This is a genomic window from Peribacillus sp. NPDC097225 (assembly GCF_044761955.1).
GTDB lineage: Bacteria > Bacillota > Bacilli > Bacillales > DSM-1321 > Peribacillus.
Map to the genome: position 1 here is coordinate 919,624 of NZ_JBIWDJ010000001.1, position 16,061 is coordinate 935,684.

Sequence of the window (16,061 nt, forward strand, 5' to 3'; positions counted from 1 at the left end):
TTTTTATATCTTCAATATTTCCCTGATGTCTTCCTCAGTTAGGGCAGATGACGATGAATTTTCAGGGTCGATGATTTCCTCGATCAGATGCCTTTTTTTCTCCTGCAGTTCATTCATTTTTTCTTCAATCGTGCCACGGGCCACAAGCTTGATGACCTGGACCACATTCTTCTGGCCCATGCGGTGTGCTCGGTCCGCCGCTTGTTCCTCGACGGCTGGGTTCCACCATAGATCATATAAAATCACGGTATCGGCACCCGTCAGATTGAGTCCCGTGCCGCCTGCCTTCAAGGAAATGAGGAAGACATCACAGTCACCCGCGTTGAACCGATTGCAAATTTCAACCCGTTCTTTTGATGGGGTCTGTCCATCCAAATAGAAAAAGGATTGCCCTTGTATGGCTAAATCCTTGCCGATGATTTGAAGCATTTTCGTGAATTGAGAGAAAATCAGGACCCTTCTACCGGAAAGTCTCGATTCCTCCATAATCTTCATCAGCTGTTCGAATTTTGACGAACTCCCTTTATAGCCATCCACAAATAGAGCAGGGTGACAACAAATTTGCCGTAACCGGGTCAAACCGGCCAGTATCCTAATCCGGTTTTTCCGAAGCGTGTTTTTGTCCAAATGCTTCAACGTATCTTCACGCAGTTTCGCTAAGTAGGCCGCATACAGTCTCTTTTGGTCTGGAAGCAATTCCACCGATTCCAACGTCTCGATTTTTTCCGGAAGCTCCTCCAGCACATCTTCCTTTAACCGGCGTAACAAAAACGGCCGGATTCTGCGAGCAATCTGTTTTCGGGAAAGATGACTATATTCCTTCAAGCCCATGAAGAGCTCTGGAAAGACGACGTGAAAAATCGACCATAGTTCCTCCAAAGAGTTTTCGACTGGTGTACCAGTGAGAGCGAAACGGTGGTCCGCCTTGATTTTCTTCACGGAGCGTGCCGTTTGTGTCACAGGGTTCTTGAAAGCCTGGGCTTCATCGAAAAACACCGTGTGGAACTCCTGCTTTTCATACCAGAGAATATCTTTGCGCAATAACGGATAAGACGTGATTAGGGCATCCACCTCGCCCAGTTCCTTCTGCATCTTGGATCGCTCCTTTTGATTGCCATCCATGACAACAGCTTGTATCTCCGGGGCGAATTTCATGAATTCACTCAGCCAGTTATACGTCAAAGAAGAGGGGCAAACGATGAGGACCGGAAGCTTCCTTTGTCGAATGGCGAATAATTCAGAAAGGATGAACGCGATGCTTTGCAACGTTTTACCAAGTCCCATATCATCTGCCAAAATCCCTCCAAACCCGTATCCTGCAAGACTCTTCATCCACTTATAGCCGTTTCTTTGATAGTCCCGCAGGATCGGCTGCAAACGCTCCGGCAACTCGAACTCCAGATTGCTTGAGTTGCGGATATTCTCCAAGAACTGACGGAACGACTCCTCCATCGTGAATGTGCCATCATCTGCGGAGTCAAGAAGCTGAAGTCCTTTCACGATTGGTACATTTAAGCCGCTTTCCAGATCTTCATGTTGAACCGGGAGGGCATTCAAGAATCGGTTAATTTCTTCGAATTCCCTTGTTTCCAATGACAGTAACGAACCATTTCGAAGACGATAATACTTCCGTTTTTCTTCTAGGGCTTCTAGGATCTCCCGTATTTGCTTGTCAGGGATCCCGTCCATTTCAAACTTGAATTCGAGCCAGTTGGTCCGTTCTTTTTTAATTTTTATTCGCACCTGCGGAGGTGGATTCCCTCTGGCAATCCGACTTCTTACGGCAGTCGTCGCATAAAGTTGGACGAGCTTTTGCAGTTTTGGCACACTGTGATACAAAAACTCGTATTCCAGCTCTTCATTATGTAAGAAGTAGCCGCCCTCATTCTTGGCAAACTGACTTTCTTCCATCAACGTAAGAATCACCTTTTCCTTCTCCACATCCCTTATGAGCATGGAGACCGCTTTGTTTTCCCGGCTTTCCAAGGGATTCATCACAATATTGCCATAGTGGAACTCGAGCCCGGCAAGCAATTTGTTATTTACACGATCCAAGTATAACTTGGCAATCAGGGGAGTTTTCACAAACTGCTCGGTAATCGAATCCGAAATATGGACAATTCCTATTTTTTTCAACCCCGGAACCACTTTTTCAAGGAATACATCCAATTGATCCCAGGCAATCGGAATTCGATTCGTCCCGGAAGTCTCCAGCATCGATTTCAATTCGATAAGGCGTTGGCAGTCTTCTTTTTTCAAAGAAAACAGCTTGCCATCAGCCAAAACAACATCATAGGCATTCATCACGATTACCGAATCCAACCCCTTGATATTCAGCTGGTAGCCCTTGCTTTCAGTTTTGGTAAAATCAAACTGGAGCGGCAGTAAGTCTTCCGATACTTGCAGTCCGTCCACGATTGTCCCGTCATGCCGAAGTTTCACCAAAGGTGCTTGGATAAGGAGTGGAAACAGACTTTTCCAAGAAGAGGGCGGAAGAAGCAATAAGGAATGAATCTGTGTGTAGCCTGATTGACCGGAAGCATCCAGATAGACCTTTTCATCAGAAATGACCGTGATCAGCGACTGAATGACGGCATCATTTTCTTTTTGAAAACAGTGCAGGCTTGGGTCATATTGAAAGGATAGGGAGACGGTGGAACGCCTCCTTTCTTTTATCCTCATCAGGAAATCCCTGATATTTGGTACATTGATCGATCCAATCTTCATTTCAACCCCGAACATATACTGCCCTTTAGATACCATCACAGGTTTACATATAAATTCCGTATCAAGCACTTCCCTATTTTCAAAGTGAAGTTGATGTCCGCTTGAACGCACCGGCTGATGATTGAAAAGGCTCAGCAATCCATCCGTCAGCTCCTGGCTCGACTCGGACTGAAGAGTCGGGACGGTCCCTTGGCGCTGATGATGGTATACCGCAAGTAAAACGGCCGCGATATGCTGACAATCCTTGGAGAAAGAGGCGAGTGTAGGGCAACTGCACTTCGTATGGAAGCCCCCGGTTTTATCCACATCAATGGTGACGTGAAAATCCTCGACTCCTGAAACCGTCGCTTCGCAGCCACTAGGGCCATATGAGTCGAATAATACTTTATTAGCACGATAAAAAGCGTCCCCTCTTTTGAAGGAGACCGTACCGCACATATCTTTTATGATGTTCACGTTCAATTTGGTATTCAATGCCTTGCTCCTTCCTGAGGTCCTATACACTTTTGTGCGTGGTGAATGTATTCATATTCTTCAATCGTACCATAGTTCTCTTTTTTTGAGCGAACGATCTTACCTGTCACTGCCCACCGAGTGTATGAAGAATTATCCCATTGTCCATCCCGATGATGCAAATAAGCTCAATTTCTCAAAAACTCCTTAATCGGACTTACTAGGTTTGTATTCTCAGGAAGAAATCCGCTCAAAGCAAATGGTTATCCAAAATGGAGATAAATAAGTCCAAATGAAAAGAAAAATCACCATATCTTGAGATTTCAAGGTAAGGTGATTTTTTTCTTTTCATTGGTGGAATTCCTTTTCTAAAGAATGGATCGTATCCTTCTAGAGGGCCTAATTGATCACTAAATGGATTTCATTTCCCGATGGATCAGTAATGACATACCCTTCATCATTTTGTATGGCCTCTACTCCTATTTGTTTCAGCTGTCCGATCACTTTATTTCGCGCCTCTTCGTCTGCATAAACAAGAGTAAACCAGTTCAGCCCTACACTGTTTTTCTTAGGAGTAGGTACACCCACACCGTTCCATACATTTAACCCGATATGATGGTGATAATCCCCGGTTGATGTAAAGAGTGCCCCTTCGTAACGGGTCACGACCTTGAATCCAAGTCCCGATGTATAAAATTTCTCTGTGTCTTTTAGATTGGCTACATGCAGATGAATATGCCCCATCAATGTTCCGGCGGGCAAACCACTCCATGCGGCATCACTTTCTGCCAGAATACTATTACCGTCTAACGGGTCTGTCACCATTTTAACTTCCCCATTCGCCCACTCCCATTCGGACGATGGACGGTCATAATACACTTCAATCCCATTTCCATCCGGATCCGTAATGTATAGTGCTTCGCTCACAGCATGATCCGCCGCTCCGAAACGATATTGGGTGGTAAGCAAATGCCGTAAAAAGACCGATAAGTCAGCACGTGTGGGTAGCAAAAGGGCAAAATGATACAACCCTGATGTCCGTCCTTCTTTTGGAGTTACATCTTCCGGCTGCTCCAGTGTTAATAGAGGCGTTTTTCCGTCCGTCGTTAACACGGCTTTACGATTCGTCTTTTCCAATACTCGAAAACCGATTATTTCTTCATAAAATGCAATGGCATCCGCCAAATTCAGGACATTGATACTCACTTCCCCAACAAACGTTACTGGTTTTCTATGAAATTTACTCATACCCTTACACCCCTTCTTTATCTTTCCATATATATTGACCCCATGTGAAAGGGCTGCGCTCGTATGCTAGATTGATTTTGTATCTGGTTACCGGACCTCAAGCCTAGTATCACCTCTTGCTCCGCAACCCATTCTAAAGGAGAAGCCACATGAACAGTCTTTTTATTCACTTACTTTATGTAAGCAATTATATTTTAGTAACTTATAATTGTCAAGCAGGTTTCTAGATTGATTGGGAATTATAGAAAAAAGCACCCTGGTATGACCCACAGTGCTTTCGTCTATAAGATTTGTCGTTAAAGTTTTCCCTTCCGTGCCGTCGCGGAGCTCATGATATAGTAACCGATAATCAACACTAAAATCGATAACGTATAAAGAAGGGTATGTACCGGATTTTCATGGTAGACAATGATGAGCCGGATCATGGCCGTTATGCCAATATAGAGAAAATATCGTATAGGAAAATGATAATCCTCTTTGAAATATTTCACGATCATCGCGATGAATTCAAAATACAAAAAGAACATCAAAATGCGTTCCAAGAGTTCGAATTCTATCCGTATTTCCGGATCATAAAGCGCCATCTTTATGAAATAGAAGATTTCCTTAGCAAGTAACACGCATAAAGATAAAGCCAATAAGATCAAGGCCGTATTCAAGGCTAGTTGAAGAACTTCCGCTATTTTAATGTCCTTCCATTTGTTTTGTTTACTGTGACCCAATGTGTCTTCCCCCTGAATATCAAAGTTTCTTCGTGTCTCTATACTACCATTTGTTTTTTAAGTGTATGTAAATTTTCATTGAACTGTTGGTTACAGTACACTTTCTTGTATACTAAAAAGAGAAGAAATCTCTAAAAAAAAGGAGGAGGAATATGAAAGAAACCATTAATTGGGCGGTTTTAGCATACGACAAATGGCATCTATACATAGCGAAAACGAAGAAAGGCCTCTGTTATGTCGGTTCACCTGGTCAGTCTTATGAAGATTTGGAAAAGTGGATACAAAAACGGTTTCCTCAGTCGATTCTTTTGGAGAGTGAAGAAGCGTTACACCCTTATCTTACTGAACTATATGAGTATTTCGAGGGAACACGACGGACTTTTTCATTACCTGTGGATGTGAGGGGAACCGCTTTTCAAGTAGCCATTTGGGAAGCATTGAACCAGATTCCATACGGGAAAACCACTTCTTACTCCGAAATTGCGATGATGATTCAAAGACCCACCGCTGTTCGTGCGGTCGGAACGGCCATCGGGGCCAACCCCGTGCTGATCACCGTTCCATGTCATCGGGTCATCGGAAAAAATGGGGCAATCACCGGATACCGGGGCGGATTGGAAATGAAGGAATTCTTACTGCAATTAGAGACGCAAAACAGGGACTGACTACCATCTAGGACTTATATAAGCTCTTTTTTTCTATCAAAGGAGCGAGTTTATCTTCTTAAAATGGAAAGATATCTTCCCAAAGGGGATTTGTTTCGTCGAAAAACCTCCATATATCGATTTTTCGACAAAAACCATCAAATCCCTGACTTTTTTCTTATTTTAATTCACGTTTAATCGACTGGATCAAGCCTTCGTAATAGGAAGTTTCGTGCGGAACGAATCGATCCCTGCCTACATATTGATCGACGGTAACGCGCTGACCCAGATCATTCAGTTCGAATCCCTGAATATGTATCTCTTCTATAGGACCGAACCATAGCTTTTCGAAATCCTCCAGTTTAACCTTCACGATTCCCGACACTTCTTCCTTTTGCAAGGTGAAATCACTCAGCGGATTCGTGCTCTTATATATAAATAGATGGACCAGTTCTTTATCGATGAAATTCTCCATCATCGCACAGTCTTCCATCACCCCTACTGACACCAACTCATCAAAAGATAACGCGATGCCTAACTCTTCTTTAATTTCTCTTACACCATCTTCCACCGTTTCGTGAGCCAGTAAATGACCCGCAGCCGTGATGTCCAACAAATCCGGATAATCCTTTTTCATAGAACAGCGATGTTGGAGATAGAGATAATCCACTTCATCTTCCCGACTGACGAACCAGCAATGGAACACCTCATGCCAATGTCCGAGCCTATGCACTTCTTCCCTCGTTGCTTCACCGATATGGGTTCGGTCTTCATTGAATATTTTCAGCATTTCAGTTTCGATGATTCTCACCTTCCCGTTTCTTTCTCCAATTCTTTGGATGGAGGTAACTTTTATATCTCGCTGCCACTTCTTTTCCAACCAAAATGGCTCCTACCCAGAACATGATTTCGGCGGTGATGATGGCTCCACCAATGATCATCGCCTTTATGTTTGTCGAAAAAGGCGTAAATGGCGCCACAACCGGAATGAGCCAAGTGAGCAGAGATAGCATCAGAAGGACCATCCCTATTTTATAATACTTCTTTTTTCTTTCTTTTTTTACGATGACAACTTCTTTCTCCATAAAAGTGGGCCTCCTCTCTTCCATTTGTTAAGTTGATGGAAACTCTTCCTTATATATGACCATCGCACTAAAAAAAAATACCGGACTACCAAACTTAATATCCACAACATTAATGGATGGGACCGCCGCTAAGAATTCATTCACTTTTTTATCCATTCCTTTTTCCGTCCAGCCATAAAACGTCTTGATTTTCATCCTATCCGCCTCCTATAGAAGTGATTTAATTACATATACGATTGAAACGTCATTCCGTTCCATAAAACATGGAAAAAGCCAGAATACGAAAAAGGACTGTCTATTCGACAGTCCCGGTTTATCTTAGGCTTTATACCCCTTCATCGGTAACGACATCAAGGCTTGTCCCGTCGCGGCATCGGTCAGCCTGTCTTCTAAATTGAAAGATTCGACTGGTTCGATGCGGGCGTATTTCTTCACGAATGTGGTGAGGGCAATTTTGGCTTCAAGTCGGGCGAGCGGTGCCCCTAAACAGAAATGCACGCCATTCCCAAACGTTAAATGTTTCTTATTATTAGGTCGGTGGATGTTTACCTTGAAAGGATCTTCAAACATGGCTTCATCCAAGTTCGCCGCACTCATCCAAACGATCACGACGTCACCTTTCTTAAGTTCCACGCCCAATAGATTATTATCTTCTTTGACCGTGCGATCCAATTTGACTAAATTGAACCGGTACCTCAGCATTTCTTCGACCGCTTGTGGTACCAATTCCGGGTTTTGGTGCAGTTCTTCATAAACGGTAGGGTCATCATACAAAAGCGAATAAAACGAGTTGGCCAGCAAGTGGCTGGTCGTTTCCACTCCTGCTCCCAATATCAGCATCGTCGTCCGTACCACTTCATCATCTGTGAACGTTTCTCCATCCACTTCCGCCTTCAATAAATCGGAAATGATATCATCTGCTGGATTCAAGCGCTTTTCCAAAACGATAGGATAGATATATTCATAGTATTCCTTTGCGGCTATTTGCTTCTTTTTATTAACTTCTTCCTCTTTTTCCTTTTCAAAAGGAAGGAATAAGATATCGACCCATTTTTTGAAGAGCAATCGATCTTTAGAAGGCACCCCCAGCAAGTCAGACATAATAATGATAGGAAGGGGGCTTGTCAATGAATGGACAATATCCATTTCGGAGTCCCCTATGTCCTCGATCAGTTCATTCACGATCTCTTGAATGCGAGGCTCCCAGTTTTGTAGGCTCCTGGGCGTGAAGGCAGCCGCTAAAAGCGAACGATGTTTTCTGTGTGAGGGTGGATCCACCCCAATCAAGTTAATCTTGTCAGGGATGGCCCCTTCTTTACTATCTGCACCAACTGAAATCGTGGTCCGTTTACGTACGCTCGAAAAATGCTTGTAATCGCTGAGTACAAGTTTAACATGGTCATATTTAAAAGCATTCCACGTATCCGTTCCCTTGTGATAGATCACAGAATCATTTTCTAGCATCTTTTTGCACCAATCGTACGGGCTGAATTCCTCTGTACGTGTCTTAAACTGTGGGATTTCTTTTACGGCAATAACTTCAGTCATGATATCGACCCCTATCTTTTCAAAATTCCTACTAGAATCGTCATGTTCCACTATGTAATTTCTAAATTTACCTTTAATAGTAAGCTACACCATTATAAGATAAATACCCAAGAGTAACCATGAACCTTCCATCCCACCACTTTTTACCCACCCATTCTATAATTTTATGAAGTTCCTTACATAAAAAAACCGGCAGCAATTATGCTACCGGCTAAAAGATTATTCCACTATTTCATTTTCATCCTGAGAGGCTATCCATTCGTTATAAAAAGCAGCCATCGTTGTCCCAACGTAAGGAACCAACCAGAGGAATCCGATTCCTATCGTGAATAAACAAAGAATTCCCCACCCTATAAAGCTTAAGCACATGAGAAAATATTTCCATTTAAGGCCGTTCATCCTTCTTCGGCTCTCCGTAATCGCTTCAAGCGTCGTTAAGTGCGGATGATCTTTTAATAAGAAAAACACTTGGGAATACGCCAAAGCTTTGATAATCCCGGGTATGAGTAGTAATAAAGACCACAAAAAGACGAATATTCCTTGCACAATGGATACAATGATCACTTTTGAAAACATTTTCCCATCCTTATAAATCGAAAATGTTTTCTCGAACGATGTACTTTCCATTCTTACCAGGTCAAGATAAAACCAGTAAATACCTATCGAGAACGGTATTATTAAAATCGATATAAGCATATCCATTGCAGACGCCCATATCGGCGTCACTTCCTGGTTTGACCATTCTGCCCACCCTCCACTTAACATGATTTCTAATGTGGTGGGTATGACAATGCTAACCAAGAACATGATTAACGAAAGTGCTAATGCCGTTCCCCAGTTCCCTTTCAATGAAAGCCTTGCTTCTCTTTTTAATTCTGATATTTTCATAGTTGAATGACACTCCTTCTTAATACTTAGTACTGTTACATGAATATGTAAGATGTCCCAATAAAATTCATAAAACATACTGAGGTTACTTTATTTGGGTTATTATTTTATTCTACCATAATTGTTCTTAGATGAGATTTAATCCCCAAGAGTATATATAGGTATATCGTTTCATTTATTTGAAGCCTTCTTTTTGAGTCCTACGCTTAAAAAGGAATTTTTTTACATGTGGTGGTATTATGGAGGAAGCACCAGGCAGGAAGTCCGAGGAACGGGCAACAGCTAGACTACTAAACAATAGAAATGGGGAAGTCGATTGGAACATGGCACGCAGAAAATCTTCTCACCACCAAAACACATCGTCTCAGCAGCAACGATTGTAATCAATGAGCAAGGGGAAATTCTATTAATCAAGGGGCCCATGCGAGGTTGGGAAATGCCTGGGGGACAAGTTGAAGAAGGCGAGTCCTTGAAAGAAGCCGCCATAAGAGAAACGAAAGAGGAAACAGGTATGGATATAGAGGTTTTGAAATTTTGTGGGATCTTTCAAAACGTTGAAGAGTCCATCTGTAATACACTGTTTTTAGCTAAACCAGTTGGAGGAACAGTAACAACGTCACCAGAGAGTTTGGAAGTGGGGTATTATCCCATTGAGCAGGCTTTGGAAATGGTGACTTTCAGGAATTTCAGTCAGAGAATTGAATGCTGTTTGGATGAAAGCACCCATCCATTCTATATAGAATTTTAGGATACCTCTCGCCTAATAACAAGGGGCTTCCAGAGAGGAAGCCCCAGATATAGAGCACTGTACAAGCGCCTTCTCTTGCTTTTGAACATCACCCTGCTATTTCTTTGTGAAAGACCCTCTTACCGGCCATATACGTTTCTTCAACCTGCACTTCCCCTATTTCTTCCGGTTTGATGGTCAAAATGTCCCGGTCTAGGACAATAAAGTCGGCATGAAAGCCCGGTGCAAGCTGGCCAACATCCGGGATGCGCGTGACTTCCTGTGCCGCTTTTGTATAAAGCATGATGGCCGTTTCAATGTCTATGCGTTGTTCCTGCCCTGTATCCGTTCCATCATAGGCCTTACGTGTGACGGCTGCCATCATCCCGACAAATGGGTTGACCGGATCTGCCCACGCCGTTGCAGGTGCATCAGATGAGAAGGCCACCATGATACCCGCATCTAACATGGAACGAATTGGATACGTTTGCTTCGTACGCTCCGCCCCAAGGTTAGTAAGGTACGATTCAATTTCAGCGTAGAGAAAGATCGGTTGTGGGACGAATGCGATTCCCATTTCACTTGCCTGTTGAAGGGCCTTCTTAGACGGCATGGCCGCATGCTCAATCCTGATCGAGGGACCATCTTCCATCCAGCCCTTCTTGCCGCAAAAGGTATCGATGATTAAATCGATCGCCTGCTCACCCATGGCATGTATGACCAATTGGATACGATTCTCCTCGGCTGCTTGACCGGCAAGTAGCAACTCCTCTTTAGTGGTCATCGGGATGCCATAGTTCTCGCCTTCCCCTAAAAATGGCGGATTGACCCAGGCCGTTTGGCCAGAAACGCTTCCATCGGCGAATAACTTGATTCCTCCAATATAATTGTCCTGGTCTCTATTCGTTTTGTTCTTGGCTAAAAACGGATCGTCCTTAATGGTTTCCCATATGTAATACAGGACTGCACGCTGCTTCATGCCCTTTTCCGTAGCAGCACGATACATGTCTAAATAATCCGCAGGTTTAGGCTTTGCCATCAAATCCGTAATGGCCGTTATTCCATGCGATAGCAATTGTGGGCTTAATTCCACAAGTCCTTCTATTTCTTCCTCAACAGTTTGTACGGGCATTACTTGTTGGACTAAATCTTTTGCGTTTTCACGTAAAACGCCCGTCGGTTCACCGTACGGATCTCTATCAATCTTTCCACCCACTGGGTCTGGTGTATCTTTGGTGATGCCGGCGAGTTCCAGTGCCTTACTGTTGACCACAACCATGTGAGTGCATGTGCGCGTGATGATAACGGGAACCTTCGTCGTGGCTTGATCTAAATCCCAGCGTGAAGGCGAACGACGCTCTTTTAATTTCCCCTCATCATATCCCCATCCTTCTATCCAACCCCCGGAATCTTGTGATTCGCTTGCCTTACGAACTTCATCAATTAAATCTTCCAGTGATTCGACAACAGGCGGCATACAGGAAATTTGCTTGGAAGACCCGGCTAGATACAATGGATGCAAGTGTGCATCGATGAGCCCCGGCAACACCCGTCGTCCTTGAAGGTTCATGCGCTCTCCAGTCATCCCTTTGGTTTCTTCTTCTTCCCCAATCCAGTGTATGCGCCCATCACGAATGACCATAGCACTTGCATAAGGTTGTGTTGGATTGGCTGTGAATATTTTTCCGTTCACATAAATGATGTCATGATTCATTCTTTCTCCTCCCCCTATATGAACACATTTCATTTGTACCGCTTTGATTTAAAGTTCCTTTATCCTTGCAGACGAAAAAGAGCATTCCAAAATGGATAAGCCTACGCTTTTTTTTGGAATACCCTTTTTTCATGACTCAGAATCAGTAAGCGACATTAAGCTAAAACTTTTTTAATACGGGCAATAGCCCAATCTAGTTCTTCCTTCGTAATCACAAGTGGCGGAGCAAAGCGGATCACGGTATCATGCGTTTCCTTACACAGTAAGTTTTCCTCTTTTAATTTTTCACAATATGGCCTTGCCTCCACCGTTAACTCCACTCCGATAAATAAGCCTTTTCCCCGTATATCTTTAATCATTGGATTATCGATTTCCTTCAAGCTATCTTTGAAGTATTCTCCTAGTTCCAACGAGCGTTCCGCAAGTTTCTCTTCTTCAAGAACCTCTAAGGAAGCGATGGAAACCGCACAAGCCAATGGATTGCCGCCAAATGTAGAACCATGTGAACCAGGATTGAAGACGCCTAGGATGTCACGGTTGGCCGCCACGCAAGAGATTGGGAAAACCCCACCACCGAGTGCCTTGCCTAAGATGTACATATCCGGTACAACATGATCCCAATCGGAGGCGAATGTTTTCCCTGAGCGGCCAAGGCCCGATTGAATTTCATCGGAAACGAACAATACATTATTTTCTTTACACAGTTCAAATGCCGCTTTCAGGAAACCGTCCGGTGGAATGATGATGCCCGCTTCCCCTTGGATCGGTTCAATCAGGAAGCCGGCCGTTTGCGGTGTAATGGCGGCTTTCAATGCCTCCAGGTCACCATAGGGAATCAACTTGATTCCTGGCAACATCGGTCCGAATCCTCTTCTATATTCCTCATCGGAAGATAAAGAAACGGCTGTCATCGTCCGGCCATGGAAATTGCCGATGCAAGCGATGATTTCCGCTTGGTTCTCAGCGATTCCTTTTACATCATAGCCCCAGCGTCTAACAGCCTTGATGGCCGTTTCAACTGCTTCAGCCCCCGTATTCATCGGAAGAGCCATGTCCTTTTTGGTAAGACGGGCCACCTTTTCATACCACGGGCCCAATTGATCACTATGAAACGCCCGGGACGTTAACGTTACACGATCCGCTTGGTCTTTTAGCGCCTGAATGATTTTCGGGTGCCTATGACCTTGGTTCACGGCTGAATAGGCACTAAGCATATCCATATATTTGTTTCCTTCTGGATCTTCCACCCATACTCCTTCCGCCTTTGATATGACGATGGGAAGCGGATGATAATTGTTTGCCCCATATTGTTCCGTTTGTTCAATAACCTTCTCCGTCACAGTTTTCATATAAATTCCCCCCTATGATTTAAGCGTTTCCGCTATGATTTACGTTGTAGATGAAGATGTAGCATATTTCAGGATTGAAAAATCAGTTCAGGTCCCCCTATCTATCAACTAGCAAGTTCCATGCCAAAAATAAAGGCCTCTATCAAAAACACCCTAACTCAAAGAAAAAATATATTTCAGGAAAGGGGTTTCACCCATTTTTTTCATAAAATCCGCAAAAATATTTGGCACTTTTCCGCCATGTATGCTTGCAGTGCAAATAATAATTGCACCAATATTGGATTTACTTTACAATTAGCTTCAAGAAAAGGAAAAACCTGGAGGTGCCTCGTGGATTTAAACCAGATGATGAGAATAGAAGGTTTTCAAACGATTCTCCATTCACTTGTGGATGTGATTGATATAGGCATACATATTATAGATAGGAACGGCTTGACGGTCATCTATAACAAAAAGATGGCGGAGATTGAGGGAATGGATTCAAAAGATGTATTAGGAGAGAAGATTCACGACATCTTTAAATTCAAAGAAGAAACGGAGAGCACACTGGTTAGGGCCCTTCACTCCGGCCAAGCAACCGAAAACTCGAAACAGACTTACTTCAATAGCCTGGGACAGGAAATCTCGACCATCAATAATACCTATCCAATATTCGACAACAAGCAATCTATCATCGGGGCCATCGAAGTCGCCAAGGATATTACCAACCTCGAACGAATCATCAAGGATAATATATTAAACAAGGGCGATACCCAATATACCTTTGACAGTATCCTAGGAGTCAGTGAGAATTTCCTGGAGGTCATCGAAAAGAGTAAGCGTTCGACACGTACCTCTTCCACCATCCTCCTCGTTGGGGAAACCGGAACGGGAAAGGAGCTTTTTGCACAAAGCATCCATAATGGAAGCGGTCGCTCCAAACACCCGTTCATCAGCCAGAACTGTGCAGCACTTCCCGATAGTTTAATAGAAGGAATCCTATTTGGAACGAAGAAAGGTGCCTTCACCGGATCCGTCGAACGACCGGGATTGTTCGAACAAGCGGAAGGTGGCACCCTCCTTCTTGATGAGATCAATTCCCTGAACCCCAATTTACAGGCAAAATTATTGCGGGCCCTTCAAGAAAGGAAGATTCGTCGCGTAGGTGATACGAAAGATAAGAATATCGACGTCCGCGTCATCGCAACCATCAATGAAGATCCGATTGATGCCATATCAAACGGCCATTTACGTAAGGATCTTTATTACCGCTTAAGTGTGGTGTCTTTATTCATACCGCCGCTTCGGGAACGTAAAGAGGATATCCCATTGCTCGCCCAGTCCTTTATAGAAAAATTCAATGCGCTATTCGAATTGGATATCGAAGGAATCAGTGAAGAAGTCTACGAACTTTTTTATGATTATGACTGGCATGGAAACGTAAGGGAACTTGAACATATCATCGAAGGGGCCATGAATTTGCTAGAGCCTGGCGATAAGAACATAGAAATCTCGCACCTTCCCACTCTCTTCAAAAAGAAAGCGAATAGGGAAGAAGCGGAGATGCAAATGAAAACGCCTCCCCTTCCATCCCTTTCAGGAACCCTCCCTCTTGATGATTATATGGCGAATACAGAAAAGCTCTATTTGGAAAAGGTGTTACATGAACATAACCAGAATATCTCCCAAGCGGCAAAGGCTTTGAATATAAGCCGGCAAAGCCTCCAATACCGCTTGAAAAAGTACCAGGCCAAAAATCCCCTCACTTAGAAAGTGGGGGATTTTCCTTTTTGGCACGAAAGTAGGAACCTGTCTTTTTATAGCGTCTTAAGCATATGAGCACATAAATCAGTGCCACCGTAATGAAACAGACGATATAATACATCATCATCTCATTCGTCATCATAATTTGAGAAATGTCTTTCCAGCTCGTTTCCTGCAGAAATATCTTGTATGGATTCCCTTCCTGATAAGAAATCGGAACCGGCAGATCTTTATATGCATAATAGGCATGGCTTGTGACTTCCTTCGTCAGGTACACGGTCTCGTTTGCTTGATTCTCAAAGCTGAGTGCCAAATAATACAAATCATCTCCATACATTGAAGGGTTCCGTTGGATGAAATGATCGGTCACTACAGCCGTCGTTTCGATTCGATCCTCGTCCGAATATTTCTCATATGCGTTCATCCCCATTTGCCCCATATAATAGAAACCGAATGATAGACCTGTAAGCATGCCCCCGTAAAACAAACCATATAGAAGGACGCCTAATAAAGAATTGAACAGTTTCTTTTGTTCCATCCGATGAAAAAAGGATGTGACCATCTTGATTTTACTTAACCAATACGAAATGTATCCAATGAAAAAGAGGCTAACGAAAAAGAGGCCGATATAAAAGGAAGAATACTTTCCCTCTAGATCCTCCCGATTATGAAAAGTACCATCGATTTTGAACCCGCTAACCGCATCTCCGATTTCGAGTTTGTCAAATTCTTCTTTCTCCACATACGCCCTCTGTCCAATATCCAAATTCCAAGCAACTTTACCCGTGAGGTTTTCAGAGAGTAAAACCATATAATACGTTTTCCCATACAATAGGTCCTGTGTCGCCGTTTTACCATAAACCACGGCCGTCATCGGTTCGCTTTCATCCTGACGCTTCAGCTCTATATATTCTTGAAAATTCTCGACGGTTTTGAATAGCACGAAAACAAATACCCCAAAGGCAAAGAGCATCCATCCTATACGCTTCAAATCATAGTTATATCTCATAAATGAACCCCTTTGTCATTCTTTTGCCAGATCCTTACTGGTGGAGGAAATGTTTTTTCTTTAGATTTGGAATCAAAATCGATTTCCTTTCATATTTATCTACAAACAACATGATTACCAACATCTATTCTATTCGACAAGAATCGGTTATCTCCTATTTAGGACGGACTCTTTTCAGGTTCTTTAATTTGACCCATATGCATG

At 43.3% G+C, this 16,061-nt stretch carries 14 protein-coding genes; 3 read left to right on the forward strand and 11 right to left on the reverse strand.

Going from position 1 to position 16,061, the window contains the following annotated elements:
- Positions 1-3 precede the first annotated feature (3 nt).
- The 3 genes from ACIQXH_RS04550 to psiE form a co-directional block, all read right to left on the reverse strand.
- Positions 4-3,201 (reverse strand): SNF2 helicase associated domain-containing protein, encoded by a 3,198-nt coding sequence (locus ACIQXH_RS04550; RefSeq protein WP_402873834.1) that lies wholly within the window; start codon positions 3,199-3,201, stop codon positions 4-6.
- A gap of 378 nt (positions 3,202-3,579) precedes the next feature.
- Positions 3,580-4,428 carry a VOC family protein gene (locus ACIQXH_RS04555; protein ID WP_403122266.1) on the reverse strand — a complete coding sequence of 283 codons (849 nt, stop codon included), beginning with the start codon at positions 4,426-4,428 and terminating at the stop codon, positions 3,580-3,582.
- Between the two features lie 296 nt (positions 4,429-4,724).
- Positions 4,725-5,150, reverse strand: coding sequence for a phosphate-starvation-inducible protein PsiE (psiE, locus tag ACIQXH_RS04560; protein WP_402957911.1), 426 nt, complete (start codon positions 5,148-5,150; stop codon positions 4,725-4,727).
- Between the two features lie 152 nt (positions 5,151-5,302).
- Between psiE and ACIQXH_RS04565 the strand changes: the two genes are divergently transcribed.
- Positions 5,303-5,815: a methylated-DNA--[protein]-cysteine S-methyltransferase gene (locus tag ACIQXH_RS04565; RefSeq protein ID WP_403122268.1), complete on the forward strand. Its 513-nt coding sequence runs from the start codon at positions 5,303-5,305 to the stop codon at positions 5,813-5,815.
- A 157-nt stretch (positions 5,816-5,972) separates the two neighbouring features.
- On the opposite strand, the gene ACIQXH_RS04570 is transcribed toward ACIQXH_RS04565, so the two are convergent.
- From ACIQXH_RS04570 to ACIQXH_RS04590, 5 genes are all read right to left on the reverse strand, one after another.
- Positions 5,973-6,674: an NUDIX hydrolase gene (locus tag ACIQXH_RS04570; RefSeq protein WP_403080299.1), complete on the reverse strand. Its 702-nt coding sequence runs from the start codon at positions 6,672-6,674 to the stop codon at positions 5,973-5,975.
- Complete coding sequence (locus tag ACIQXH_RS04575) at positions 6,586-6,879, reverse strand: transporter suffix domain-containing protein (RefSeq protein ID WP_402873815.1); 294 nt, start codon at positions 6,877-6,879, stop codon at positions 6,586-6,588. Before ACIQXH_RS04575 ends, ACIQXH_RS04570 begins: the two co-directional genes overlap by 89 nt.
- Positions 6,880-6,906: 27 nt before the next feature.
- Positions 6,907-7,074: a sporulation protein Cse60 gene (locus ACIQXH_RS04580; RefSeq protein ID WP_402873812.1), complete on the reverse strand. Its 168-nt coding sequence runs from the start codon at positions 7,072-7,074 to the stop codon at positions 6,907-6,909.
- Between the two features lie 123 nt (positions 7,075-7,197).
- On the reverse strand, positions 7,198-8,430 hold the full coding sequence (locus tag ACIQXH_RS04585) for a cytochrome P450 (protein WP_402873937.1): 1,233 nt from the start codon (positions 8,428-8,430) through the stop codon (positions 7,198-7,200).
- A gap of 216 nt (positions 8,431-8,646) precedes the next feature.
- On the reverse strand, positions 8,647-9,315 hold the full coding sequence (locus ACIQXH_RS04590) for a DUF975 family protein (protein ID WP_402873810.1): 669 nt from the start codon (positions 9,313-9,315) through the stop codon (positions 8,647-8,649).
- A gap of 316 nt (positions 9,316-9,631) precedes the next feature.
- On the opposite strand from ACIQXH_RS04590, the gene ACIQXH_RS04595 reads away from it, so the two are divergent.
- Positions 9,632-10,063, forward strand: a complete 432-nt coding sequence (locus ACIQXH_RS04595) for an NUDIX hydrolase (RefSeq protein ID WP_402873808.1) — start codon at positions 9,632-9,634, stop codon at positions 10,061-10,063.
- A gap of 88 nt (positions 10,064-10,151) precedes the next feature.
- Here ACIQXH_RS04595 and ACIQXH_RS04600 read toward each other — a convergent pair whose 3' ends face one another.
- Both ACIQXH_RS04600 and ACIQXH_RS04605 read right to left on the reverse strand, forming a co-directional pair.
- Positions 10,152-11,756, reverse strand: a complete 1,605-nt coding sequence (locus tag ACIQXH_RS04600) for an amidohydrolase (RefSeq protein WP_402873805.1) — start codon at positions 11,754-11,756, stop codon at positions 10,152-10,154.
- A gap of 155 nt (positions 11,757-11,911) precedes the next feature.
- Complete coding sequence (locus ACIQXH_RS04605) at positions 11,912-13,105, reverse strand: ornithine--oxo-acid transaminase (protein WP_403122270.1); 1,194 nt, start codon at positions 13,103-13,105, stop codon at positions 11,912-11,914.
- 345 nt (positions 13,106-13,450) lie between these two features.
- Here ACIQXH_RS04605 and ACIQXH_RS04610 point away from each other — a divergent pair, with 345 nt between their 5' ends.
- Complete coding sequence (locus ACIQXH_RS04610) at positions 13,451-14,854, forward strand: sigma-54 interaction domain-containing protein (protein ID WP_403122618.1); 1,404 nt, start codon at positions 13,451-13,453, stop codon at positions 14,852-14,854.
- Here ACIQXH_RS04610 and ACIQXH_RS04615 read toward each other — a convergent pair.
- Positions 14,847-15,857, reverse strand: coding sequence for a hypothetical protein (locus tag ACIQXH_RS04615; RefSeq protein ID WP_403122272.1), 1,011 nt, complete (start codon positions 15,855-15,857; stop codon positions 14,847-14,849). The two genes, ACIQXH_RS04610 and ACIQXH_RS04615, sit on opposite strands and share 8 nt — an antisense overlap.
- Positions 15,858-16,061: the final 204 nt, after the last annotated feature.

What these genes read in the sequence shown, in the direction of transcription:
- ACIQXH_RS04555 (WP_403122266.1), bottom strand. Translation starts at nt 4,428, where the DNA reads ATGAGTAAATTTCATAGAAAACCAGTAACGTTTGTTGGGGAAGTGAGT.
- ACIQXH_RS04565 (WP_403122268.1), top strand. Translation starts at nt 5,303, where the DNA reads ATGAAAGAAACCATTAATTGGGCGGTTTTAGCATACGACAAATGGCAT.
- ACIQXH_RS04575 (WP_402873815.1), bottom strand. Translation starts at nt 6,879, where the DNA reads ATGGAGAAAGAAGTTGTCATCGTAAAAAAAGAAAGAAAAAAGAAGTAT.
- ACIQXH_RS04580 (WP_402873812.1), bottom strand. Translation starts at nt 7,074, where the DNA reads ATGAAAATCAAGACGTTTTATGGCTGGACGGAAAAAGGAATGGATAAA.
- ACIQXH_RS04590 (WP_402873810.1), bottom strand. Translation starts at nt 9,315, where the DNA reads ATGAAAATATCAGAATTAAAAAGAGAAGCAAGGCTTTCATTGAAAGGG.
- ACIQXH_RS04600 (WP_402873805.1), bottom strand. Translation starts at nt 11,756, where the DNA reads ATGAATCATGACATCATTTATGTGAACGGAAAAATATTCACAGCCAAT.
- ACIQXH_RS04605 (WP_403122270.1), bottom strand. Translation starts at nt 13,105, where the DNA reads ATGAAAACTGTGACGGAGAAGGTTATTGAACAAACGGAACAATATGGG.
- ACIQXH_RS04610 (WP_403122618.1), top strand. Translation starts at nt 13,451, where the DNA reads ATGATGAGAATAGAAGGTTTTCAAACGATTCTCCATTCACTTGTGGAT.
- ACIQXH_RS04615 (WP_403122272.1), bottom strand. Translation starts at nt 15,857, where the DNA reads ATGAGATATAACTATGATTTGAAGCGTATAGGATGGATGCTCTTTGCC.